13 protein-coding genes are annotated in these 25,878 nt (G+C 39.8%); all 13 read right to left on the bottom strand.

Annotated features, from left to right (window positions below; all coding sequences use genetic code 11):
- Nucleotides 1–1,473 (bottom strand): RagB/SusD family nutrient uptake outer membrane protein, encoded by a 1,473-nt coding sequence (locus ACZZZW_RS20745; RefSeq protein ID WP_463496295.1) that lies wholly within the window; start codon nucleotides 1,471–1,473, stop codon nucleotides 1–3.
- An 11-nt stretch (nucleotides 1,474–1,484) separates the two neighbouring features.
- A complete protein-coding gene (locus ACZZZW_RS20750; RefSeq protein WP_055906169.1) occupies nucleotides 1,485–4,736 on the bottom strand; it encodes a SusC/RagA family TonB-linked outer membrane protein in 3,252 nt (1,083 codons plus the stop codon).
- Between the two features lie 5 nt (nucleotides 4,737–4,741).
- The gene (locus tag ACZZZW_RS20755; RefSeq protein WP_463496298.1) at nucleotides 4,742–6,964 is read right to left on the bottom strand and encodes a fasciclin domain-containing protein; all 2,223 of its coding nucleotides are present in this window, start codon (nucleotides 6,962–6,964) and stop codon (nucleotides 4,742–4,744) included.
- 537 nt (nucleotides 6,965–7,501) lie between these two features.
- On the bottom strand, nucleotides 7,502–10,273 hold the full coding sequence (locus ACZZZW_RS20760) for a glycosyl hydrolase (RefSeq protein ID WP_463496300.1): 2,772 nt from the start codon (nucleotides 10,271–10,273) through the stop codon (nucleotides 7,502–7,504).
- A gap of 4 nt (nucleotides 10,274–10,277) precedes the next feature.
- Nucleotides 10,278–10,586 carry an L-rhamnose mutarotase gene (rhaM, locus tag ACZZZW_RS20765; protein WP_055906177.1) on the bottom strand — a complete coding sequence of 103 codons (309 nt, stop codon included), beginning with the start codon at nucleotides 10,584–10,586 and terminating at the stop codon, nucleotides 10,278–10,280.
- A 144-nt stretch (nucleotides 10,587–10,730) separates the two neighbouring features.
- Nucleotides 10,731–13,184 (bottom strand): glycoside hydrolase family 31 protein, encoded by a 2,454-nt coding sequence (locus ACZZZW_RS20770; RefSeq protein ID WP_055906180.1) that lies wholly within the window; start codon nucleotides 13,182–13,184, stop codon nucleotides 10,731–10,733.
- A gap of 2 nt (nucleotides 13,185–13,186) precedes the next feature.
- Nucleotides 13,187–15,688, bottom strand: coding sequence for a glycosyl hydrolase 115 family protein (locus ACZZZW_RS20775; RefSeq protein ID WP_463496304.1), 2,502 nt, complete (start codon nucleotides 15,686–15,688; stop codon nucleotides 13,187–13,189).
- Between the two features lie 5 nt (nucleotides 15,689–15,693).
- Nucleotides 15,694–16,821, bottom strand: coding sequence for a glycoside hydrolase family 88/105 protein (locus ACZZZW_RS20780; protein WP_055906183.1), 1,128 nt, complete (start codon nucleotides 16,819–16,821; stop codon nucleotides 15,694–15,696).
- Between the two features lie 17 nt (nucleotides 16,822–16,838).
- Complete coding sequence (locus ACZZZW_RS20785) at nucleotides 16,839–19,736, bottom strand: exo-beta-1,4-galactosidase (RefSeq protein ID WP_055906186.1); 2,898 nt, start codon at nucleotides 19,734–19,736, stop codon at nucleotides 16,839–16,841.
- 93 nt (nucleotides 19,737–19,829) lie between these two features.
- Nucleotides 19,830–20,624 (bottom strand): rhamnogalacturonan acetylesterase, encoded by a 795-nt coding sequence (locus ACZZZW_RS20790; protein ID WP_055906189.1) that lies wholly within the window; start codon nucleotides 20,622–20,624, stop codon nucleotides 19,830–19,832.
- A gap of 98 nt (nucleotides 20,625–20,722) precedes the next feature.
- Nucleotides 20,723–21,493: a rhamnogalacturonan acetylesterase gene (locus tag ACZZZW_RS20795; RefSeq protein ID WP_055906192.1), complete on the bottom strand. Its 771-nt coding sequence runs from the start codon at nucleotides 21,491–21,493 to the stop codon at nucleotides 20,723–20,725.
- A gap of 148 nt (nucleotides 21,494–21,641) precedes the next feature.
- A complete protein-coding gene (locus ACZZZW_RS20800; RefSeq protein ID WP_463496310.1) occupies nucleotides 21,642–23,981 on the bottom strand; it encodes a sugar-binding domain-containing protein in 2,340 nt (779 codons plus the stop codon).
- Between the two features lie 18 nt (nucleotides 23,982–23,999).
- Entirely contained in the window at nucleotides 24,000–25,850 is a 1,851-nt protein-coding gene (locus ACZZZW_RS20805) for a rhamnogalacturonan lyase (protein WP_463496312.1), read from the bottom strand.
- Nucleotides 25,851–25,878: the final 28 nt, after the last annotated feature.

The following is a 25,878-nucleotide window of genomic DNA, read 5'->3' on the forward strand; positions in this document are numbered from 1 at the left end:
TTATTTGGTGTAAAATGGATTTTGGACAAGTTTTGAATCGGCAAAAAGCTCGTTTTCGTTAATCGGTAAATAATGGCTGTTTACATCCCTGAACTTGGCTATTGCCGATTGCTGTACAGCTGGTGATACCGTTCGGGCAACCATTTCGAGCAGTACGTTTAAACGGCGATAATTTTCATGTTTTGCTATGCGCAATAAATCATACCAGCGTTTGCCTTCAAAAGCAAATTCCCGCGATCGTTCAGCCAAAATATAATCGCATATGGCATCCTTATCATTTTCATCGGGAGTTTCTTCTGTTGTTTTAACCGCATTTCTTTTTAACCTTAAATCTTTAATGAGGGTAATGGCATCTGCTCCACCACCGGTATAAGCCAGGGCTTCGGCTTTCAACATCCAGATATCGGATAAGCGGTAAGCCTGCCAGTTTACATATGAAGGGTTTTCGGTACCAAATTTTATTATGCTGTTGTCTCCGCTGTAAAAATTAGCGGCGCGGATATCGTAAATCCGGTCTGGATCCACATCATCAGGCGTAAATATATCTGAGGTTAAAATACCTGAAGCTATAAAGCGTTTTTTAGATTGTATTAGTAAGTTATAGAATACGTTGTTTACCGAATTTTTATTTGAAAATTCGAAAATGGTTTCTGTTGAACTGCCATTAAAAAACACATTGTTGTACCAACCCGAACCTGCACCCTGAACGGCAAATTTCTGCGAATCCATAATTTTGTTGCACTCGGTAATGCAGCCTGCAAAATTATCCATCCATAAATACACATCGGCCAGCAAAGCATTTACTGTAAACTTTGTAATTCTGCCCTTGTCTGATACGGTGTTTCCATAGGTGCTTACCGCGCCTGCTTCGGCCTTTTTTAAATCGGCCACAACCTGATTTAAAACATCTGCACCTGGTGTTTTAACAAGTTCCTGTAAATCGGTATCTTTTGATGAGGAAGTTAATTTTAATGGCACATCTCTAAACGTTTTAACCAGGTAGAAATACATCATGCTCCTTAAAGCCAAAGCTTCGCTCAGGTAGGCATTTAATTGTGCATCGGTTAAAGTAGGGTCGTTTTCTTTTACGGCGGGCGCAAAATCCAATACGGTATTGCAAAAATTAATGGTGCGGTAAAAAGCAGCCCAACTGGTTAAGGTATTGCTTTGCACAATGTTGTTATCAAAAATATCTTTCTCCTCTGTTGTTCCACTCGGCCCGGCATCAATCATATCGGCACGTATTTCGCCATATATAAACATATACTCGGTTAAAGCCTTATCATTAATCCCTGGAGGAGGTGCCAGTAAGGAAGCATAACAACCTGCAACCGCAGCTTGGATATCTTCTTTGGTTTTCCAAAAGCCCTGGCGGGTAATGCCATCCCTGGGCTGTAAATCCAACCATTTTTTGCATGAGCTGCTCATGATCAGCATCATGATTATGCCTGTACTATATATAATCTTTTTCATCCTGTTGCTGATTAAAAATTTGCTGTTAAACCAAGGGTAACTGTTTTTATTGGCGGGGTGGTGGAGTTATCAACCACGGTAGAAAATGCCGTTAGCTTTACCGGCACTTCCGGATCCTGGCCTGTATATTTGGTAAAGGTTAAAATATTCTCTACCATTAAATTTGCGCTTAAACTTTTCATACCCAGTCTTTTCATAAAGTTTTTACTGAAATCGTATTTCAGCGTTACACTGCGCAAACGCAGGTAGGAGCCATCTTCTACATACCTATCAGAGCCTAAAAAGTTATATCCGGTGGCATATACTGCTCTTGGCATATCGGTAACGTCGCCTTCGGCTCTCCACCTTCTTAGTACCGCAGTACTTTGGTTGCTAAAACCATTCATATTGGTGGTGGTAATCTTTGTTCCGTTAATAATCTGGTAACCTGTACGGTAGCTAAAGTTGGCACCAAAACGGATGTTGCCATTAATGGTAATTCCAGTACCAAAACCTCCTGTTAGGTTTGGATTACTGTTACCTAAATACACAATATCCTTATAGTCGATATTTCCATCATGGTTAATGTCTTCATACATTGCATCGCCGGGCTGAAAAACGTAATCAACAGATGGATAAGCGAAACGCATGTACACTTTTTGTCCGTTTGGACCAACAATCTGGTTGCCACTATCATCAAGGGCAATGGTTGAATTTAAATCTTTGTAAACTCCTTTAAACTTGAACCCATAAAAAGAGCCAAACGGGTTGTTTTCCTGGATGTAAACCTTAAATACATTATTGGAAGTAATTTTTCCTTTATTTTCTCGAGGGTAAAGCGGATCAATTTCGCGGATGATGTTTTCGTTGTGCGAGATATTGAAACTAAAATCCCATCTAAAATTTTTCTTTCTGATCAGTGTAGCGTTCAGGTTAAATTCCCAGCCCTGGTTATCCATCGTACCCACGTTAAGATCTACACCCGAATAACCATTATAGGTTGGTATGGCAATGCCAGGATAAAATAAATCGGTAGTTCGTTTACGGTAAACATCAAAATCCATATTAATGGCATTTTTGAACATGTTAAGGGTTAGGCCAAGGTTGGATTGGGCTACTTTTTCCCATCTTAAATCTGATAATTCGAGATTGCTTGAATACACGCCAGACATGCCCAGGTAACTGAAACCGTAATTTTGATAAGTGTTTAAATAGGTATAATCTCCGCGTGGTGCATTACCTACAATACCATAACTTGCCCTGAAACTAAAATCGTCGATAAACTTTTCAGTTCTTTTCATAAAAGGTTCGCCAGATACCCTCCACCTTAACGATGCTGATGGGAAAACACCATAACGGTTGTTTGGCCCGAACTTAGAGTTACCGTCGCCCCTTATCCCTGCATTAAAAATATAACGGTCTAAAAATTTGTACTGCGCATTTAACAGCAAACCCACCGAACGGCTTTGGGCAAATGATGAATATACAGAGCCAACGGCATTTGTTCGTCCATCGATAGATGGATCGGCAAGGTAAGATGATGCTGTATTGGTTGCAAACATCCCCTGCCCTGTTCTGCGGCTATCGTTGCTATCAAATCTTGCAAAGGCAATCAGATCATGTTTTTTACCTAACTCTGGCGTATAAGCCAAAGTAATGTTGGATGCCATTGTAAATCCATCACCATCAACATCGCCTGTAGAGTTTACCACAGCATCGGTAAACAGCTTACCCGTTGCAATTTGGGGCAAAAAGGTTTTGGTTTTTGAGTTGTTAATATCTACCTGAAAGTTTGCATTTAACCTTAAACGGTCGGGTACTATTTGGTACTGTAATGAAAACTTCGGAATTACCCTTTCGCCAAGCTGATGGTTACTGGCTGCATTTGCCATAGCCAATGGATTATATGTACCTGGGTAAGTGCCCTGTGCGGTAGCCAGCGGACTAAAATAATTTGAAGTAAGATTGCCATATTCATCGTACTCGTATACAGATTGGTTGGGCATTTTTTGATAAGCAATATCCCTGACTTTGGTGCTGTAAAGATTTTCGTTATCGATATGTGTGTACACGATATCTGCACTGAACCTGATTTTTGTAGATACCTGGTAATCTAAATTTACACGGGCACTTAAACGGCCTAAACTTGTACCTCTGGTTGTACCCTCCTGGTTAAAATAATTTAATGATGCACGGTATTTGGCTTTTTCGCCCCCACCGGAAATAGAAAGGTTATGATCCTGAAGATACCCAATCCTGGTGATGGCTTTTAACCAATCGGTGTTGTTGCTGTAATTAAAATAGTTATAAGGGTCGTTCGGATCGTATTGAAACTCTTTGGCAAACTCAGAAGTAGAAAACTGACGGCCGGCGTTGTAAAATTCTTCCAGCACTAGGGTAGAATATTGGTTACCATTAAGCATGGGTACCGGACTTGGCTGTTTAGAGTATGAACCTTTAAAATTATAAGAAATAGTTGGCGGCCCCATAGTTCCTCTTTTGGTATTGATAACCAAAACACCATTTGCTGCCCTCGAACCCCAGATGGCTGTTGCCGCAGCATCTTTTAACACACTAATATCTTTAATATCTGAGGGCGCAATGTTTAATAACTGGCCGTAATTGGTTTCATCAGAAGTTGCAAAGTTAAAATCAGATGGAATAGTAATGTCGTAAGGCATACCATCTACCACGATTAAAGGATCTACAGCACCGTTTATAGAAGATGTACCACGGATGCGGATTTGCATGGGTGCACCTGGATCGCCACTGCTTGCTGCAATATCCAAACCTGCCAAACGGCCCTGCAAAGCCTGATCGATAGAGGCGGCCTGCATATCTTCAAGCTCTTTGGCGTTAATAGTACCAATAGCAGAAGTTTGATCACGCTTATCAATGTTCATTCCGCTACCGTTATCGGCTTTGGCTTTCGAAACAATCTGAACCTCATCCATCTGGTTATCAGCCGACTCCAGCTGAAAGTTAATTGTTGCCTTATCAATGGCAATTGGTGCAGTTGATTTATAGCCAATGTAAGAAACTGAAATTCTATAGGTTTTATCGGCTACAGGCAAAGTATAGTTACCATCAATATCTGATGATACACCTTTTATAACCCTGCGGTCTTTATCAACAATTACAACCGAAGCACCGATAATGGGCTGTTTATCTTTTTTATCAATAATCTTTCCCCGCACGTAGTTAATTTGCTGCGCACTGGCAATTGCAGACGCAAATAAAAAGCACAGCAAGGCTAATAAACGTAAAGTATATTTTTTAGTCATATCGGTTAGAATTGATATTTTAAGTAATTATTGATCTGATGGATTACTGTGCGGTTTGATAAAACATTGCTTCTATCTGTTGGCCCCAAAAGCACATTGGCTGTTCTGCCGATTACATCCCTAAGCATTAGCGTAGTGGTTGTATTTAATGCTATGGTAATTTTTGCCGCATCGCCACCATCGTTTTTCATCAGGGTTTCAAACTGCCCGATCTTTTGTCCATCGCTTACAACGGTGTTTTTATTGATGATATGATATAGTAAGAATTTACTCACTCTGGTAACATCCGAACCATCTGTAGGCGCAGTGGTGGGTATGCCCGTAGTTACATTTCCTGGTAAAACACCATCTTTTACCGCCTGCATTATGGCCGCATTGGTAGGAATGAAAACAGTATAATTTACACCTTCTACCGTACCTTGTATAACCCCGGTTGCCTTGGTATATATAATGTTGTTGTTTAACAGTTGAAAAAAGTAATAATAAGGATCAGTGGTTAGGGTTCCATATTTTTCGATGTGTTTACCAATATTAAGCACAGTATACGTAAGTGCTTCTTTTCCATAAACCGCTGCTCCGTTCACTGGTGTGGTACTGATGGAATCAATCGGGATACTTTGTTTGGCAACGGAAACGCTATCCTGTGTACCTGATGAAATCAGTTTACCGCTAGCGTATTTTACATACTCGCCGTTAGAAGCTTCCAAAATTCCTGAGCCTGTAGCAAAATTAGGCACTGCCCTATCGCCAAGGGCAATAATATGTGTTTGCAGAATTCGTTTAAGGGCTACTAAATCGCCTCTGATCGGGGCAGATGCAAAAAACGGATCGTAATTAAAACCCATTTTCCTTAGCGTTACATCAGGGATCATTACCACCAGATATCGCAATGTTGGTGTTTTTAAAGGAGCAGTAAGTCCAAAATAAATCAGCGCCTGCTTCATTACATTGTAATCAGGATCCAGGTTTACATTGCCATAAACTGTCGAAAATACATTTGCATTTTGTGCTTTGTTAATACCGTATAAAAAGCCATTGCTCAGCGCTTGCTTATCTACCACATCAGCTGCTACACGGGTTGTAAAATCATTTAAGGCGTTTGGTGTTGTGGCAAATTTGCTTGGCCAAACCGTTGTAGTAAATAGGTGTGAGTTTACAAAATCCTTAATAACATCAGGTGCGGATACATATAAATCGTTAAGGTTGTTTACGCCTTTTTTCTTCCAGTATTTTAATAATACCGTTTGTGCATAGGCATTAACAGCAGCATTTGTGGGTGCAAAAATGCTATAAGAACCTTGTTGAGCATCATTTGCATCAACTTTTAAATAATTTTCGTTGTTTGGCGAAAAAGCCAGTAAAGTACTGTAAGTTTTGGCGTAAACATTGGCTGTTTTACCACTTAATACCTCATAGCGGTGAGAAATGTCGGTATTTAACGAATAAGTAACAAACTTATCCAAAAGACCTTTAAAAACACTGTAATCAGGCTTTTCATTAATATATTGATCGATACTTTGAGGCGGACTTAACACCTTATCGATTACATGGATTACGCCATTTTCTGCAACAATATTCTGCTGCCCATCAATTAACCTTGCCGGCCCTATATTGTTGCCATTGTAAGCAGTATTTGGGTAAAAAAAGTTATAATCAGCCGCAGATAAACCATTAAAGGCCATGTATGGTGATAAGAAATAACTGATATTTTTATTGTTAAAATCGGTTGCCAGATAAGAGCCGTTACGGTTGGCCGCAATTACTTTAATGGCATTTCCATTATTGTCTTTACCATCGTAAACAAAATCGTAATAAACCGTTCTTCTCCTAAAAGCGGTGTTTTTCACAAATCCCTTAACCGAGAAAAAATCGCTTAAACGCTCCAACTTTTCGCCATCGTAAACCATTGAGTAACGAACAATTTTTGAAGCAAGATCTATGTTAACTTCTGTTAAGTTATTCTCTTTTAAATAAGCAGCGAAGGCTTCATCAGTTGGTGCAAAAATCGTCCAGGAACCAGCTGAACTAAGTGTTTCTTTGTAACCTGCCTTATCGATACAATCCAGGAATTTGGAAAAATTACCTTTTGCCTGAAGTTGCTGGTAGATGGGATCACCCAGGTTTTCTGGACGGCCATAAAAGTCATCGAATTCTTTTTTCCGGCAACTGCTCAGGAAAAAAACAACTGTCAAAACGACGATTAAAAATTTGGGTAAAATTTTACTCATAGCAAATTTATTGGATAACGAGAGTCAAAAAATACGGGCAATAAAAGGCTATGAATCTAAATCAATTAGAAGTTTAGGGAGAAAAATTGATCGGAAAGAATGCGTAGAGTTTTATTGCATAGAATTGTATTAACGTTCGTTAATTAAGTTTGGTTAAAAGGTTATCTGGTTAGAATTATTTCTTAAATATAAATAGGTGCCAGAAAATTTCCATCCTGTACTATCCTGTCTTTTTCTTATAAAATATTGCCATAAATAACGTACAAGCGTTCAATTACTTCCTAAATCGATTAACGTCTCCTAAAATTATAATTTGACTTCATTATTAGTAGATTTAATCATACTTAATTTTACGAAAAAGGAGTAATAATTAAATGATTTTAGCTTTTAATTAGCGAATATTATCATCATAAATCCTATTCCAATGGCGGTATAAACTATTCAAAATAGCAATATATACCATAATATGATGTTTTTTCACAGGGAAGAATAAGCAAAAGCTTTAATATCAATAATGGAATGATGGTTCAGGAAGGCTTAATTAAAAGCTGTAATGGTTACCGGCCCGATTAAACCAGAAGGCATTACCTCCCATTTTGAGGCATCAAAATCTTTATAGTTAATATTTACAAAGTTAATTTCGTGGTAATTACGCCATTGGATTTTTTTAATATCCATATCACGGATCCGGTTTGCCATTAAATTAACCACTTCAATTTTAATGGTATTTTGGCCTGCTTTTAAATATTTGCCAACACGGGCCTGAAAAGGGATGCTCCATAAAATGCCAACCTCCTTGCCATTAATCCATACACGCGCACTTTCATCTACCTCATTCAGGCTTAAAACATATTCTTTAGCAGCTTTTGAACTCAGGTTAAAACTCGAAGTGTAAACCCCAGTACCAGAAAAAGCCTGTAATTTTGGATCGGTCAAAGTTGTCCAGCTTACCAGCTTGCTTAAATTCTGATTTGCAGGAAGTTCAGGTCCGCCTTCAGTAAAATGTAATTTCCAGGCTTGGTTAAGGTTAATCGTATTTGCAGCTTTATTTAAATAAACCCAAGGTGTGTTGGTTGTAGGATTTTTATCAACCTTTAAAAACAGACTCTCGCCCGATTTAAGCTGTACCCGAACTTTTTTATCCCTTGCAGCTGCCAAACCAACATTCGAACTTTGCGGATCCATAATTAAAACCTGTCCACGCTCATTTAAAGCAAGTTCGGTATCAATATCTTGCGCTGTGTGGTTTACCAGGTAATAATACTTGCCTGTTGTTGTTTTTCGTCTGATAAACTCAAGCCCGGTATCGGTTAAAGTTTCTCTTTTAATGGAAACGCTATTTAATGCCTTTTGCACATCATCAGCCAATAAAACCACTCCTTTACCAACTTTAAACTGTTTAATACCATCAGCTCCTGCTGTAAAAATTAATTTAGCCAAAACTGCTTTAAACTGTGCTCTTCGTGCTTCGAGATTATTTAAACCGGGAACATCTTTAGGTAATGCCTGAAAAATTACTTTTGCACCATTATTGGCGAGTTTTATAATTTGATTAAGTGTTTCTAAATTCATCATTTCGCACTGCGGAACAATTAACACCTGATAGGGTGCTGCAGCAGCATTGGTACTGATCAAAGCCTGGCTAACCGTTGATTGTTTTAATAACCTATCGGATGCAAAATCAAAAGAATAACCTGATTTGGATAAAGCTTTCGATAATTTATAAAATGCAGTTGGATGTAACCACTCATCAACATCGTGTACTTTTAGGGCCATATCCAAACCTTTAGCCTTATTCCAAACATCGTAAACCGGCCAGTAGATTAGAATTTCATTATCTGGTTTTCCTGATTGCAGAATGGATTGACAACGGGCGATATAATTGTTTAAGCCCTGCGCTTGCGGCCACAAACTGTTGTTCGGGTTCATTTCTACCGAAGCATAAAACAGCCATCCGGGCCAGGGTACATTTGCGGGCGAGTTGGTAGTGCCATGATAAAAAATATGGTTAATGCCTGAGAGGAACAATTGCTCGGCCTCTGGCTTACATTGTGAAAAGGATGTTTTAAAATGCTCGGTTAACCAGGTAAAGGTTTCGGAAGAAGTTAGTTTTTTACCGCCCGTATGTGCCGCAGAAGAGGCAAATTTACTCATTATGGGATCTGGATCCACATTACGAACATCTCCTGCATCGCGTCTGATGCCTTTGATTGGAAAATAACTCGAACCAAATGTTTCCGTTTCAGGAATATCGACTGCGCCATAAAGATCAAGCAGGTTGCCTGGTGAACCATGCGACTGGTTTTTGGTAACCGATTTTAGCTGATGTGCCCAATTGGTCCAGTTTTGCGTAAAATTATGGAGTAAGAGTTCATCCATGGTTTCGCGGTAATCAGATTTTAGGCGGGCTATATTTGTATCTGTAGAATCTTTACCGGTTAAATCTTTAAGGTGAGCGGCCAGATCGTAGCCCCTGTTTTTCTTAAATTCCTGAAAGAAAGTTGGCGTCCAGGTTGCGCCATACACTTCATAACTGTCGTTAAAAAACGAGCGGATACCTTGTGGTTTGCCACCAAAAGCATCCGAAAATCTTTTCAGGTAAATGTTTACCGCATTTTTATCGAGGTGATCTAAAGTAAAACCTTCTCCCCCAGGTGCTGCGCGCTTAACCATTTGCCTGGTTTTACCTGCAAAAGCAGCATAAATATTCCAATTCCCGCTCGCTGGCGACCAATTTAGAAATCCGTCAGACTGAACTTTACCAAGCAGATCGATTACCTCGCCATTGTTTCCATAAGCAGTTAATGCTTTTAACTGCGAAAAATCTTGCTTAGCCTCTTTAACTTTAATGGCTTCAGTTAACTTTTCGCCAGCTTTGAGTGAATATTGTTGCGTGATGAGTTTTGTGGCAGCTTGCTCGGGCTTAATCTGCGGACCGCCAAACGGCCAGCCTGTTCCCGTATTCATATCAACCCCTAAACCCAGGGTATTGGCTTTGTTTACTGTAACATGTAAAATATTTATCCATTCTGGTGATAAAAACTGTAAATATTGCTTTTCGTAACCCTTTGCACCGTAAATGGGTGTAATTTCTACTCCACCGAGACCTGCATCTGCATATTTCTTTAAAACCAGGTTCAAATTCTGCTCGTCTACCGCATTTCCCATCCACCACCAGCGGGTCCAGGGCTTCATTTGCTTTTCGATAACAGGCCAGCTACTTGTACTTTTTACAGGCTTTTGTGCTTTAACCAGACTAAAAGTTAATATACTTAGCAGCAAAATAGAGCAGAATCGTTGTAATTGCATAGTTTTAATCTAAATGGAATACCATTTCTAAAGGGAATGTTTTTGGAGAATTATCGGCATTGGTTTCCATAATATCGGCCATGTATGCCCACCATTTTTGTACAATTTGGGTACTGCCTAGATCTTGTGAAGAGCTTCCGTTTTGTTGTTGCACAGCAAAAAGTGTATTGGTTTCTTCATCTAAAAAGATAGAATAATCGCTGATTCCATTCTCCTTTAACAAGGTGGATAACTCAGGCCAGATCTCATCGTGACGCTTTTTGTATTCTGTTTCAAAACCGGGTTTAAGTTTCATCTTAAATGCAATTTTCATTTTTTCAATTTTATTTGTTTGCGTGTGCCATGGTCAGTGAACGCACGGACATTTTTTGTTATTAAATCATTTGTTTCGGTCTGTGAGAACACAGACCGAGGAGTTAGGCTTATTTATCTTCCGTACCACCATGGCCCACCCACTTTAATTCACTACAAAACTTAAATCAGCACTGTTATCTCCAGCTGATTTGATCCAAAGAATTTTATTTTTTGCATCATAAAACCAACCTTCGGTTTTATCCAGACGATCTGGTGTTTTTAAATTTTTCAAGTTAGTGCCATTTTCTGAAACCCCATTTGGATCTGCTTTGCCTGTCCAATGTATTTTAGTTAAATATTTATGCTTAGTCGGCTTGAAAACACCTGTTGGTTTTGCCACTTTTAACGTTAAACCTGATGTTGTTAAAGCAGAAGTGATTTTTGTTAAAGCATAGTTTCCCGTTTTATAAGCAGCACTCAAATTATCATCTTCGTACATATTGTATTCTGATGTTCCATATGGAAAAACATCCAGGGTAATTACGTCAACAGGTTTTTCTCCACTGTAGGCCATTTCTGGTTGCATCGGAATAATGCTGCCCGCCTTAACAAATAAAGGAATGGTATCTAAAGGTGCTACCACATGGTGATAACTTTTACCTTCATATTTTTGGCTCGTCCAATAGTTAAACCAAGTACCTTCAGGCACATAAACCGAGCGGGTAATGGCTCCTTTAGTGGTTACCGGAGCTACCATTAAATTATCGCCAAACATGTACTGATCGCCTATTTCGTACACATTTTCGTCGTTTTGATGGTTGAGCACCAAAGCCCGCATCATTGGCAAACCTGTTTCGTATTGCTGGTGCATGCTGGTGTACATATAAGGGAATAAACGGTAGCGCAATAAATCGTATTTTTTGAAATTCCGCAAGGCATCTTCACCATATTTCCAGGGCTCTTTATAACCTGGGTGGTCCATTCCAAAAACAAGTGCAATCGGGCTGAACATTCCAAACTGTACCCAGCGGATATACAATTCGGGATCGGCCTGATGCTCGAAACCGCCCATACAATGCGCCCATGAGCCTACGCCTGAAAGACCAACATTTAATCCGGCTTTAATTACCGGGGCAAAATATTGCCATTCGCTTGGCCAATCGCCTGCAAAAATATATGGATAACGTTGAATGCCTGAGTAACCTTCTCTGGTTTGATTTAATCCTCTAAAACCATTAAACTTTTCGAACTCCAAAAACGGGGCTTTGGCATAAGCTATCGGGAAAAGATTGTGTAAACGTTCTGCATCTTTTCCGGTAGGACCAACTTTTTCACTTTCGTTGGCCAGAGATCCAAAAGCACTGCCTTCATCAGTTTTTAAAAATTTGGCACCTAATTTTGCCACACGCATTACGCCATTATCCCACCACCATTGTGTTGCTTTCTCATCAAAAAAGTTTACAAATTCGCCTGGTTTGCCATTTTCAGGATAGGTATACCCCTTTTCCCGGGCCTGATCTAACAGGTTTAACTTTTTGGCATTATCAAAACGTGGACGAAGGTGCAAGCCAACCATTTTATAGTTCATGGCATAAATGCTGTCGAACATCGACTTTGGATCTTTAAAGGTTTCTCTCCATTCGAAAGAAGTTGCTCCTTTGCCGCCAATTTCTCCAAAAAGTCGCCAGGTAGAATCTAACCAAAGCAGATCAACCGGAATGCCTAATGACCGATATTTTTTTGCCAGCTCAACCACATAATGATCAGATGTTTGTGCCTCATAACCCCAGGTACCTCCACTGTATGTGCCGACATGTAACCCTAAGGCAAACTGTGGCAACATTGGCGATTTGCCTGTAATGCTGGTATAATGATCTAAAATAGCGGGAAAAGTTGGTCCGTACATAAAATAGTAATCCAACTCGCCATCAGCAGCTTTAAAACTGTACTGATCTTTTTTAGTAGCCCCCATATCCCATTCGGTGGCAAAAGAATTATGGAAGAAAATGCCGTAACCTTTTGTGCTCATGAAAAACGGAACCGGGCAATAATTGGCCTCTAATATATTATAAGCACCAACGGCATGAGGCAAACCTTTACCACGACCAACATTTAAGGTTAGTTTTTTAAATCGGCGGTCCATAAAATCCATGCGTTCCCCAAAACCAAAGAAATGCTCATCGGCCTCCAGTTTTTTGGTTACCCCTACTTTTGTATTTTCTTTGGCTAATGCCCCATTTGTTTCGCTGCTCAATAATTTTCCTTTTGCATCAAAAACATCAATCCTGAACGGATTTTTGTATAATTTAAGCACCAATTTTGACGTGGCAAGTAAGAAATGATCCTTTTTATCCGAAATTTTAACAGCTACATTGGCCCAGTTGTAATTTATCACCATCAGGTTTTCATTGGCTTCGAATTTACCGTTCCAACTGCTTCTAACCCTAAATATTTCTGGTGTACAGAACTCCAATTTCACCTCTCCTTTTGTGGTTAAAAATGAAATGGTATTACCTGTTTTCTTAAAACCAGATTTATAATCGCCGATACTTTGTGCCCTGGCAATGGCAAACATAAAAATTAAGGAAAGGGCAAAAGCTAAAAGTTTCTTCATCATATTTATTGTATTTCCAACTGGTTAATTACTAAGCCCGGATCGAGCATATAAATTTTCACAGTCGATTTACCTGTTTTATTAATTTCGTGTTTGGTTATACCCGAAGCATAACCTTGCAATACATTCTGTTTCCAGATGTTGTTTTCTGAAACCGGAGAAATGTTGATGATCTGCGGATTATCATTGTCTACAGAAATAGCATAACGGACCTTAATGCCATTATTTACGCCTTGTGTGGGTAAACATTTCACTTCAATTTGGTGTAAACCTTTTGTTTTAAAATCAACATTATAAACAACAAATGCGGCATTTAGTAGTGCGGTTTCACTAATAGGTGCAAAAGTAAAAGGATAAAGCGAAATGCCATTGCCCCCCAAGCCAAGGCCTTTTAAAGTTTGCAGGGTTAATCCCTTTGGAACTGATTTTTCTGTAAATGAAGCAGCCCGAATAATGATCTTATTTTCAGGTTCCATATTATGATCTAACGGTTTCGCAGTTACTGAATCGGCAACTTTTGGCATTTTAAAAACGGCTAAATCACGGGGTTTCCAGCTCATTATTCCGTTCCATTTGCCACCGGCAATTTCTTCATTGTATTTTTTAGTAATCAACTGAATCTGATCGAGAGCTGCTTTTGATTTTTTCGAATAAGTTAAAGCAGATTGATTGCCATTTGCCGCTAAAACCAAACTTTTCTTTGCGTATAAAATCTTTTGGTTCATCAGCATCGCGCCTTCGACAGGATACAAAACCAATTCGAAAAAAGCATCTTTTAATCGGGATGGCATTTTACCATTTAGGCTTTTAGCCTGATCATAAATTCTTTGGTAAGCGGCTAAACGTTCTTCAGCCTGTTCATCCGTAAAATTTACACTGGCCATATGTTCGGGCTTAGCAGCTTGTGCCAAACGGTAATATACTTCCTTAATTTCGGCGATGGGTTTTGCGAATTCATTACCGAAAGTTTCAGCAGCCCAGCTTTCGGCATATTGATCTGCCTTTTCGGGTTTCCACTGGTTAACATTCCAGGCCAGATCCATCGCAAATTGCGTTTCCATTTCTGCAGGTTTTATATCGCCAACATTTATCACCCAAAGCCGATCTGCCTTATACTGGTAAGCTTTGCTTAACTCATACGAAATTAATGATGGAGAAATAGATGAAAGCCAGAGGTAATCTTGCGGCGCACCCCAATAAGAAATATGGTAATATACCCCACTTCCCCCCGATCGTTTTTGCTCCTCGGGGTTGGAAAGCTGACGGATGTAACCGTGATTATCATCAGCCCAAACAATGGTTACATCATCAGGCAGTTTTAAACCGGCCTGATACAATGAAAGTACTTCTTTGTACGGACAAAAAATTTGTGGGATGAAATTGATGGGTTTAGTTATATTTTTGCTCAAAATCGTTCGTTGATCGGCAATTACCTCTCCCAATAATTTAACTTTTTCGTTTTTATCCTTCGGGCCGGGCATACTGCCATCATGAATGCCACGCATGCCCACAGTATAAACCGATTCGTAATTTTTGGCTTGTTTTACGCGGTCCGTCCAGTAATTTGCAATTTCGTTTTTATTCAGGTCGTAACGCCATTCGCCCGGTTTTTTGCCGTATTCGTGTTCAAAATTTTCTGCCCATTCAAAAACATTATTTCGTAGCATCGGTTCGCAATGGCTTGATCCTAAAACAATTGCATATTTATCGGCCATTACGGGGTTATTGGCATAATAATAAAATGCTTTGGTTGAAGGGTGCATGCCTGGCCAGATGTAATTTGCTTTTAACCTGAGCAGCAGTTCGAAGATTTTAGTGTACGTTTTCGGACCAATATCTTTAACATCAGTATCCATCATTTTGGCTGCCCAGGGTTGGATACCCCAATCTTCGTCATTAATAAAAATGCCCCGGTATTTAACCGATGGCGACTCTACCAAAGGCTGACCTGCCTGAATATATAACGATTTTTTTGTTGCAGGTTTAACATCAGCCCACCAACATAACGGCGATACGCCAAGCATCCTCGACAGTTGAAAAACGCCGTAAGCGGTACCACGCCTATCGCTGCCAGCAATAACCAAAGCCCTTTTTACTCCCTTTAAAGGATTTTCGATCACTGAAATGGAAAATGTTTCCCATTTGCCGGATAATGTAGCGCGATTGATTTTTGCTGATTTAAGCAATTGATCGATATAGCGCGATTGACCAACGGTACCAATAATGATGGGATAAGCACTTAAAACAGCATTATTTTTATTGATCTGGCTGGTTGAACCAGATAACAAATGAATATCATCTTTAAAGGCTTCGGCAGCAATACCTACAACTTCAGCATCATTATTATCGATATATATTGGAGCTGCTTTTCCTCCATCCACAATCGGGAAAGAAGAAACTTTGTTAATTTCAGAAATTGCAATGCCTGCATTTTGCGCCATATTTAGTTTGGGCAGCAAAAACAACAATATCAATACCGATAGGTCAGCTAAATTTCTGAAATTCATTATCATTATTTCTTAAGCTTATAAACTTCAGTTCCGGCCAATAGAAAACAACCCAAACCATAATCTTCAAAATCGGGTACACTGGTGTAACTTACCGGCTGCCCATCTTTTGGTTCTTTACCTGTTCCTTGCATAAAACCTATAAAACCATTTTTTTGGACGGCATCTTTCGTCATGGCATTCCATGCTTTGGTAATAATCGGCAGGTATGTGGCTTTATCTAAAATTCCCTGATTTACGCCCCAGGCCATGCCATATACAAATAAAGCTGTGCCTGATGTTTCTTTACCACCAAAATGAGTAGAATCGTGTAAACTTACGTTCCAAAAACCATCAGCGCGTTGTACGGGCACCAAGGCTTTAATCATTTCATTGTAGGTTTTTAAATATTCGCTCCGGTGGGCCTCATTTTCAGGGATAATTTCGAGCACACGTACCAATGCGGCCACAACCCATCCATTTCCCCTGGCCCAATAACAATCTTCGCCATTTGGTTCTTTATAAGGAGGCACAAAATCTTTATCGCGCCACCACAAGCCATCTTTCGCATTATACAAACCACCACCTTCGGTATTTTTAGAATGCATATACATTTTGTACATGTAATTGTAATAGGTAGTATCGTTGTATAATTTACCAAGTTTAGCAAAAACAGGCATACCCATTTGGATGGCATCAATCCAGGTCCAATCGTTTACCCGGCCCGATTTTATTACCAAATCGATCGAAGCTTTAATGTCTTTAATGCGTTCTGGTTGTTTATCAATCAGGTATAGGTCGATGTAAGTTTGTCCACAGGCCTGGTCGTCGGCATTTTTGGTGGCAATGCCATTTCTTAAGCCCCAATTATGTTTTTGGCCCCATTGAACGGCATAATCGTAAAATTCTTTTTCGGGATGGATTTTATAAAGATTCATCAACCCTTCGTAATACACAGCCCTCGTCCAGATGTTGCTTGGCCGTTCTCTATTGGTAATAATTGATTTCCCGGCATCAGGCCACTTGTTCATGAAATAAGCATTCGTAAGTTTTAGTACTTTTAAAACCTCCTTTTTATTTGGAATTTTCTGCGCAAAAAGCAACTGAACAGATATACTGAAAATTATCGCGGAGGTGAATAAAAATTTCTTCATGGTATTTCGCTTTTTAATTAATTGGATTTAGGTTTTAACTCATCCGGACTATCTTTTGTAAAGGTATCGAACTGAATTTTCGACGGACTTTCGAAGATATCTTTGATGGTATTAAAGGCCACCTCGTATTTTGGGTTAAATTGTGCAGAATTCATGTATTGCAGCAAACTAAAGTAAAGTTGTTGAGCCGCAGGAGCATCTTTTAGTTCAGGAGAGAGGTTGCTACTCGAAACCACCAACTTCCCCTTGCCCACTTTTGCTTCGAAAACCATTGCCAAACGGCGGTTTAAAAACCAGGTGTCTATTGGCTGAATAATGGGCTTAAATCCTGAAGGAAAATCTTCGAGGTTCATTACCTGCGATTTGTTTACAATTTCCCACCACTGCATATCGCTATGGAAATCAGTCGGGAAGTTGTTAAATGCTGCATGTTTTGGATCGCATAAAATGCCTAAAGTATGTGGCGGGCGCATTTTAAACCACGAGGTATTCCAAAAAACTGGCAAAAAAGTTTGCACCACTTCTTTTCCTTTTACTACTTTGCCAGCTGCATTAAGAAAAACATTTCCTCCATCGGCCAAAACCGCCTGGGCTTTTTCATCTAAACTGGTACAATAATATACATTGCTTTTAACCTCAGGCAGTTGTACGGGATAAACCCAAAAGTTCCAATCGTTGGCAAACTCAGTTCCATCAATGGCGACCTCCAGTTTCAGTTTAGTTGCTTTTGTAATGTTATTTAAAGGCACTTTAATGCTGCCGATGGCAATGCAGTTTGTAATGGCTAACCTAATTGCAGGCAAATTACCATTGGCTACATTGGTTCCGTTTGCATCTTTCAATGTCCAGGATAGTGTTGCATTTTCAATCGGTGCTTTTCCAAAATGTGATACCTCTACCGAAGCTTCCAAGGTTTCGTTATTGGTAAAAACAAATTTCGAAACTTTTAATAAAGGTACGGTACTGTTAGAAAAACGCTTGAATTCTTTGGCCGTAATATAACCTTTTTCATCCCAAAAGGCATCTAAAACACCTACAAGTGCCGTTCCCTGACCTGGATAATCATTTAACGACAATAACTGGTAACCATTATAATTTGGTGTGCGTAATGCTTTCTCGATTTCATTTTTATAACAAAGTGCCTGCAATTTACCCGAAGCCATTAAAAAATCGTGGCCCTGATCGGCCATATCGTGGTCTTTAAGATCTTCCTGAAACATCTCAAAGTTTTTAGCACGATACACACCTGTGTATTTTTTTATTTCATCAAAATTCGGGAATGCACAATACTGTCCCATCTCATGCGCTACAAAAGGGACTGTAAACTGTTCAATCTGTTTGCCATAAGTAGAAATACTTTCTGGTTTCCTGCCCCAATCTAAACCTCTTGCCCCTGCACGTACCATATATTCGTTGTTCGGAATTACCGGCCAGCTGCCACCAACCGATGCCCCAGTATACAATCGCCTCGAATCTTTAGCTTTCCAATAATTGTTAAATTTGGTGAGGTATTCTACCTGTTTGCCACGTGGTTCATTTCCGTAGGCCATCATACAAAAAGATGCATAGTTGCCATAGCTCTTAGTCATGCGGTTGGTTTCATCGTAGATAAACTGATCGATCGGTTTACCATCCCCGATAGATGTACCGTGGTTGGCCCAACTAGGGCCTTCTGGCTGAAGGTAAAAACCAACCTGATCTGCCGCAATAAAAGCAGCTTCTGGTGGGCAAAAAGAATGGAAACGCATGTGGTTTAATCCATGGGCTTTCGAAATTTTAAAAATGCGTATCCATGCTGCAACATCCATTGATGGATAACCTGTTAACGGAAATTCACAATTGTTAACCGTACCGCGTAAAAAAACCGGCCGACCGTTAATTTCAAAAGTTCTGCCTACAGCTTTAAACTCACGCATCCCGAATTGCACCTTTTTTTGATCTTTTTTGCCATCTTTTGATAGTAAAGTAGCTGTTAAACGATACAATGCCGGATCAAATTCATCCCAGGTGGCTATTTTATCACCCATGGGCAAATTAATTTCTAAATTTCCTTCGCCATTTGTAAGTTGATAAGCGGCTGTTACGGGCTTAACCTGCAAAATATTTTTAGTGTTAAAACTTGCTGCCGATAGTATAATTTTCCCTGCAGAAGATTGATTGGCATTTGCCTTTAAATGGATTTTAACCTTTGCAGTTTTGTGTTTTAAATCCGGATAAACCTGTAGATCTTCAAAATACACCGGCGAACCCGCCAACAGTTCCATTTTACCCACCACACCATTCCAGTTTCCTTGTGTATGATCAGTTAAACTATGCGAATCCTGCCCAACATTTATCGCTTTAATGCGGTTATCGATTAGCAAAGTTATGGTATGTTTACCGGCTTTTAAATTTGCCGGAAGTTCAAAATTTTGCGCAACCACAAAGGTATATTGGGTTCCGATTTCGACATCATCTATCCAAACTTTTGTTTCTGAATGGGGATATTCTAAAGATAATACCAGCCTTTTACCATTCCAGTTTGCCGGAATTTGAATATCTTTTTGGTACCATGCCGCACCAGTGTAATGTTTGGCAGGTGTAAGCCAGAAAGGTATTTTCAGGTTACCTGGCTTACGGTATTTTTCTAACCGGGGATGAAAAAAGTACGAACTATCGTAAATGCTTCCGGTCCATTTTGTTTTAAGGGTAATATCATCGCCTTTTAAATTTTCGGCCATTGAGCCTGGCAGATTCACAGATTCGGGAAGAATAGTTGAATACCATTTTCCTTTTATGCCTTCATCTTTAGCATCAATTTTAAATCGCCATTTGCCTGCAAGTGAAATGCTTTGGGCATGTGTTTGTATGATGCTCAAAAATATAAAAGCAATGCCTATCAGCACTTTAAAAATTTGGTTAACCTGTATCTGCATAAAATTTTACGGTTTAATACCGTTGGTATTTGGTTAGGCTGTTAAAATAAAACAATATTGGCACGAAAGCATCCTGTAGCATCCTGCTCCGGTTTATTTTAAATAGTTATTCAGCTTATTGTTTTTTAATTTTTTAAGGCCTTCTACAACAGCAGCAGCATTTAACTTTGCGCCTGCTTCGTTGGTATGGGTATGGTCTTTTTCAGTAAAAAATGTTTTTACCTCAGTTGCACTTAAAGCGGCATATTTATCTTTAATAATCTGGTTTAATGGAATAAAATCTACTTTTTCTGCTTTTGCAACTTCTGCTGCCCATCCAGCATAACTATCTGTAGCTAAAACAACCGCATTATCTTTAACCGGATTTCGTGGAATAGACGAACATACAATCGCTGTTGCGCCTTTGGCTTTAATATCGTTAATAAATTTACGCAGGTACCAGCCATAGGTATAAACCACCTCCTTCTGTTTCTTAATCGGGTTATAAGTTTCTTTGCTCTCTGTACCAATACCTTTTATGGTACCACGGGCACGGGCAGTATCATCAAGCGGACTGCTATCGTTATGCCCAAATTGCATCATCACAAAATCTCCTTTTTTTACCTTTGTTAAAACAGCATCCCATAAGCCATTGGTTTGAAAGGTACGACTGCTGGTGCCACCGAGTGCATCGTTTTCAATATTGATTTTTTCGGTATTAAATAAGTCTCCGATAAAACTCCCCCAGCCCCATAAAGCACCATCGCCTTTGCCCTTTCCATTTTTAACGGTCGAATCGCCGATCAGGAATAAGGTAGGCTTCGCCCGCTGTTTTAAAATGATGCAGGAAGAAAAAATAATAAAAGTGGTTAAGAGAATTAGGTGTAGGTATGATTGAGTTGATTTCATGTTATTAAGTGGTTACACATATTTTAGTTTATTCAAACCTCGCAGGTTTTTAAAACCTACGAGGTTTCTCCTGACATCGGAATTCTGACCTCCGACTTCTAGTCTTTTAGATATTTTTTTAAATTACAGTCTTTTAATGCTTTAATGCCTTCTACAACCGATGCCGCATTAACTTTTGCACCTTCCAAATTGGTATGGGTATGGTCGCCAGGGAAATAAAGTTTCACCTTTTCAGGGCCCAGAGCATCGTATTTATCGGCTGTTATTTTATTCAGGTCTATAAAAAATGCATCTTCTTGTTTGGCAACTTCAGCAGCCCATTTACCAAAATCTTTATCGGCACGTTCCACTTTACCATCTTTAAAAATATTTCTCGGAATCATCGACAGTACAATCGGCGTAGCTCCTTTCGCTTTGGTTTCGCGCACAAATTTGCGGATATACCAGCCATAGGTGTGTACAGTTTCTACCTTTCCATCTGGCCAGGTTAATACTTTGGTTTCTTCACCAGTGCCTTTCAATACACCCCTTCTGCCCGCTTTTGTAGTATCAGGAACACTTCCATCGTTGTGCCCGAATTGCATGGTAACAAAATCGCCTGGTTTTAAGGTTTCCAATACTTTATCCCATCTGCCCTCTGATAGGAAAGTACGCGTGCTTCTTCCGGCCATGGCATTATTTTCTACATGGATTTTTGTGGTATCGAACAGTGAAGCGATCGGCGTTCCCCAGCCCCAGGTTTCTTTATTGGAATTGCGAACGGTAGAATCGCCAATGGTGTGCAGGGCGGGTTTATCGGTTTTAATAAATGCAGAAGCCAAAAATATTATGGAAAACGCTGCAAGTAGTTTTATGGGTGTTAATTTCATTATTATTAATGTTAATTATTTCTGAATATTATTTTCTGATTTAACAGCTTTAATTTATTCGATCTTGAAGCGACCTATCGTCATGCTGAATTTAGTTCAGCATCTTTGCAAAATAGACCCTGAAATAAATTCAGGGTGACGATCAACGTTATTTACTGATCACTTCTAATTTTACCGCAGCACCATCAAGCCCATCTGCCGAAGCCTTAACCTCGATGTTGCCAGGCGCATTACCCTTAATAAAAGCCATACAAACACCTTTATAAGCATGGCGTTGTGTAGCTTTATACATTTCATGACTGTTAATATTTCCATTATCAACAGCATCAATAACTCCACTACCTGTGATCGTGAATTTGATCAATTGATCGGCATTTGGGCAGATATTGCCATTTGCATCGTAAATTTTTGCCGTTACAAAAGCCACGTCATCCCAGGTATTGCCGATTTTGTTTTTATCAACTGAGAGTACAATTTTAGCTGGTACACCAGCAGTTTTAAGCTCTTCTGTTGTAACTACCTTACCTTTATTTTTACCTACTGCTTTAATACTGCCTTTTTCGAAAGTTACATCCCACAAACGTGGCGAATCATCAGCTGGCTTTGGTTTACTCCCTAACGATTTTTCGTTTAAAAAGAGTTCTACCTCTTCGCAATTGCTATAAACGGCAACTTTTGCATCATCATATGTATCAAAATCGGTAGGTGTCCAGTTGTTAATCCAGTCACCAGCACCTGCATTATCTTCTTTGCGCACAATGTGTACCACAGGTTGATCTGACCACCAGCTTTGGCGTTGCAAACTTTGCTGTTTCCAACTGCCAATCCTGTCAAATAATCCCTGGCCATTAGTAATTTGAGGCCAATCGGCTTCTCCAAGGTAATCAAAACCCGTCCACAGAAACTGGCCTGCCATAAAAGGATTATCGCGCAGGGCTAAATATTGTTGTATTACATGTGTATTTTCTGTACCGATTACTTTTAGATTCGGTTTTTGATTGTGCAGGGCCACCAACTCATTTTCGCGATAATTCTGGCCGACAACATCCATAGTTTCGGCAAAACCATTGGTATAAACCTTCGAATTGGCTGGTCGGAAAAGTGCCATTGTAACCGGACGGCTTGGATCGAGCTGATGAACTAGATCTTGCTGATCTTTATATTTTTTAAACCCTTCGGCGCTGTTTAAATCGTCATGAATTTCGTTTCCTACACTATAAATTACAATAGACGGGTGATTTCGATCGCGCATTACCATATCGCGGGTATCGCGTTCCCACCATTCGGTAAAAAATCTGTTGTAGCCTTTTTCTCCATTATTTTTTGCCGAATTCCAGGTATCAAAGGTTTCATCCATCACTAAAAAGCCCATGTGGTCGCACAGATCCAAAAACTCAGGGGCAACAGGATTATGTGCCGTTCTGATGGCATTAATGCCAACTTCCTTTAAACGTGCTAAGCGGAATTTCCATACACTTAAAGGTACTGCTGCGCCCACAGCACCACCATCATGATGTAAACATGCACCTTTTAACTTAAAATTTTTGCCATTTAACCAAAATCCAGTCGCCGCATCAAACCTGAAAGCCCTGATGCCAAACCTGTTCAATTGATCATCTACAACTTTTCCGTTAAGGGTTACTTTTGTTAAAGTTTGATAAAGATCGGGCGTTTCGAGGTTCCAAAGTTTCGGGTTTGCAACTACAATACTTTCTTCTACACTGGCATTTTTTCCAGGAGCAATTGTTTGTTTGCTTTGCGCCGTTTTAACAACCTTCCCTGTGGCATCCAGAACAGATGTTTCTACCATAACCTGCGCACTTTGACCAGATTCATTCAGCACGTTTGTTTTTACCTTAACTGTAGCCTTTTGAGCAGTAGCATCTGGCGTGGTAATGTAAACTCCCCAATCTGCAATATGAACGGCATCTGTTGCCACTAAACGCACATGCCTGTAAATTCCTGCGCCAGTATAATAACGCGATGCTGGTTGTACCGTATTATCAGCCTTAACCGCAATTACATTTGTTTTACCTTTACCAAAATTTAAATGCTTGCTTAAATCATAGCTGAAACTGATATAACCGTAAGGCCGTTTGCCCAAATAAAAGCCATTAATCCATACTTCGCTATTGGCCATTACGCCATCAAATTCTATCGTTACTTTCTTTTTTGCAAAACTTTCATCAAGATTGAAACTTTTACGGTACCAACCAATTCCCGAAGGTAAATAGCCTCCACCACGTGCCGTTAAATTTGCTTTATCGTAAGCACCTTCAATGCTCCAATCGTGCGGAACATTCAATTTTCTCCATTTTGACTGATCGAAGTCAGACTTTTCTGCACCCTGGGCATCTCCAAGATTAAAAGCCCAATCCTGATCGAAAGGCGTAATTATTCTTGCTTGTTCTTTTACTGTTTGTGCAAATACAACAGTAAAGTTTAGTAATATGATAAAAGAAAGGATATAAAACCGGTATATTTTCATAATGTGCTATAGAATCATTTATTTTTTAGGCTCTATTAATATAATGCGTGGTTTAGGGGCCTTTTTCATTCCGAAACCGAAATAAAAGCCAGTATGTGGCGGTTGGTTATAGCCATCATTTTGCCAGGCAATGCTTAAACGGTACTGCGGATCGTGCATTAAGGTATAATTGCGGTGCGTTGTGGGGATGGTTGTGGAATAAATCCTCAAGCTCTGGTTATCATACGATCTTAAAATCAACTCTTCGCGCCAATCGCCAAAAATATCAGCACTTAAGGCCGGCGTAGATTTGGTTCCATTGTTAGCAACTGCACCATCTGCTGTAAAAAGCCGTCCGCCATTATACTTGTCAATATGGTTGCCATCTAAAAGTTCTCTTGATAAATCGCCATCCCAGTAGATTAAGAAATTAGTAGATCGTGGTTGATTGCCGATCCTGCTCCCTTTAATATCATATAATCCGTTCGATCCCGACCACCACATTTGTGCGCCCAAGCGGGTATTATCAATGTTATCGGCCACTCCCCTGCCAACATCTTCATCCTGCGATCCTTTCCATAATATTTCTCCTGTTCTGGCATCGTAAACAGCAGCACCTGGGCCTTTAGTTCCTTCTTCTATTTCATGTACGCCAAAAACCTCCAAACCAGGGTGTTCAGGGTCGAGATCGGAAACATGAATGGCATCGCCATGCCGTAAGCCTGTGGTATACAACCCCTTTCCATTATCATCTACACACATCGAACCGTAAATAATTTCATCTTTACCATCCTCATCTACATCTGCAACGGTGAGGTTATGATTTCCCTGACCAGAAAATGGGTTTTTACCATCTTTACTATCAAATACCCAACGCGAAGTTAATTTACCCTTCCGCCAATCCCAGGCGGCTAAAACCGTTCTGCCATAATAACCCCTGCACATCACAACACTTGGGTGTACACCATCTAAATAAGCTACACAGGCATTAAATCGATCAACCCGGTTACCTGTATTGTCGTTTTTACCATTACCACCTTTGCCACCCCAAGCCCCAATATCACCACGGGCCGGAATATAATCGGCAGTAGCCAAAGCCTCACCGGTTTTACCGCTGAATACGGTTAAAAATTCAGGGCCATCTAATATTTTACCGTTCTGGTTGCGCCAGTCTTTAGTCGAATCGCCAATTACTTTCCCTTTACCATCTACAGTTCCATCAGCGGTTTTGCATACCATTTCGGCTATGCCATCGCCATCCAGATCGTACACCATAAACTGGGTATAATGTGCCCCTTCGCGAATGTTTTTGCCTAAATTAATTTCCCATAAAAAAGTTCCGTCCAGTTTATAGGCCTGAAAAATCGGGGGGTCGGTTAATCCGTTTGAGGAGTTATCTCTCCCGCGCCCGGTTTGGTGCAATACTATCTCATATTCACCATCTCCATCCAAATCACCCACAGAAGCATCATTAGGGGTATAACCTGCAGGAGTTTTTAAAGGAATAGTTAAATATTGCTCAATTGGCGATTTGGCAGCCAATGTAAAGCTTTTACTGGCTTCTAATTCGTGACCGTTTAAAATTGGTTTTACAAAATAACTGTTCTGAAGGTCAAATTTAACTCCTCTATCTATAAAATTGGTGCTTTCGGAGATCGGCTCGCGATTGAGTTTAACCGCAGCTCCATTTCCGGTTTTGCGGTATAGGTTAAAGGCAATATCATCAGGATCGGTACCCAGCATACGCCATCCTATATAAACAGAATCGGTATTTTGGCGTATGGCAACCAGGCCCCTGCCCAACTTTTCCATTTGCCGTTGGGCGAAAAGCGGAGCCGACACAAAAAAGCTTACGATAAAACATAAAATGACGATGGTTTTGGTTTTCATAACTTATATCGCCTCTTAATTAAGTAAT

This window comes from Pedobacter sp. AC379, assembly GCF_979258145.1.

Bases quoted from the DNA above. Each gene is read 5' to 3' on its own strand.
- ACZZZW_RS20755 (WP_463496298.1), bottom strand. From the start codon at position 6,964: ATGAGTAAAATTTTACCCAAATTTTTAATCGTCGTTTTGACAGTTGTT.
- ACZZZW_RS20770 (WP_055906180.1), bottom strand. From the start codon at position 13,184: ATGATGAAGAAACTTTTAGCTTTTGCCCTTTCCTTAATTTTTATGTTT.
- ACZZZW_RS20745 (WP_463496295.1), bottom strand. From the start codon at position 1,473: ATGAAAAAGATTATATATAGTACAGGCATAATCATGATGCTGATCATG.
- ACZZZW_RS20800 (WP_463496310.1), bottom strand. From the start codon at position 23,981: ATGAAAATATACCGGTTTTATATCCTTTCTTTTATCATATTACTAAAC.
- ACZZZW_RS20795 (WP_055906192.1), bottom strand. From the start codon at position 21,493: ATGAAATTAACACCCATAAAACTACTTGCAGCGTTTTCCATAATATTT.
- ACZZZW_RS20780 (WP_055906183.1), bottom strand. From the start codon at position 16,821: ATGAAGAAATTTTTATTCACCTCCGCGATAATTTTCAGTATATCTGTT.
- ACZZZW_RS20785 (WP_055906186.1), bottom strand. From the start codon at position 19,736: ATGCAGATACAGGTTAACCAAATTTTTAAAGTGCTGATAGGCATTGCT.
- ACZZZW_RS20790 (WP_055906189.1), bottom strand. From the start codon at position 20,624: ATGAAATCAACTCAATCATACCTACACCTAATTCTCTTAACCACTTTT.
- ACZZZW_RS20805 (WP_463496312.1), bottom strand. From the start codon at position 25,850: ATGAAAACCAAAACCATCGTCATTTTATGTTTTATCGTAAGCTTTTTT.
- ACZZZW_RS20750 (WP_055906169.1), bottom strand. From the start codon at position 4,736: ATGACTAAAAAATATACTTTACGTTTATTAGCCTTGCTGTGCTTTTTA.
- ACZZZW_RS20775 (WP_463496304.1), bottom strand. From the start codon at position 15,688: ATGAATTTCAGAAATTTAGCTGACCTATCGGTATTGATATTGTTGTTT.
- ACZZZW_RS20760 (WP_463496300.1), bottom strand. From the start codon at position 10,273: ATGCAATTACAACGATTCTGCTCTATTTTGCTGCTAAGTATATTAACT.
- rhaM (WP_055906177.1), bottom strand. From the start codon at position 10,586: ATGAAAATTGCATTTAAGATGAAACTTAAACCCGGTTTTGAAACAGAA.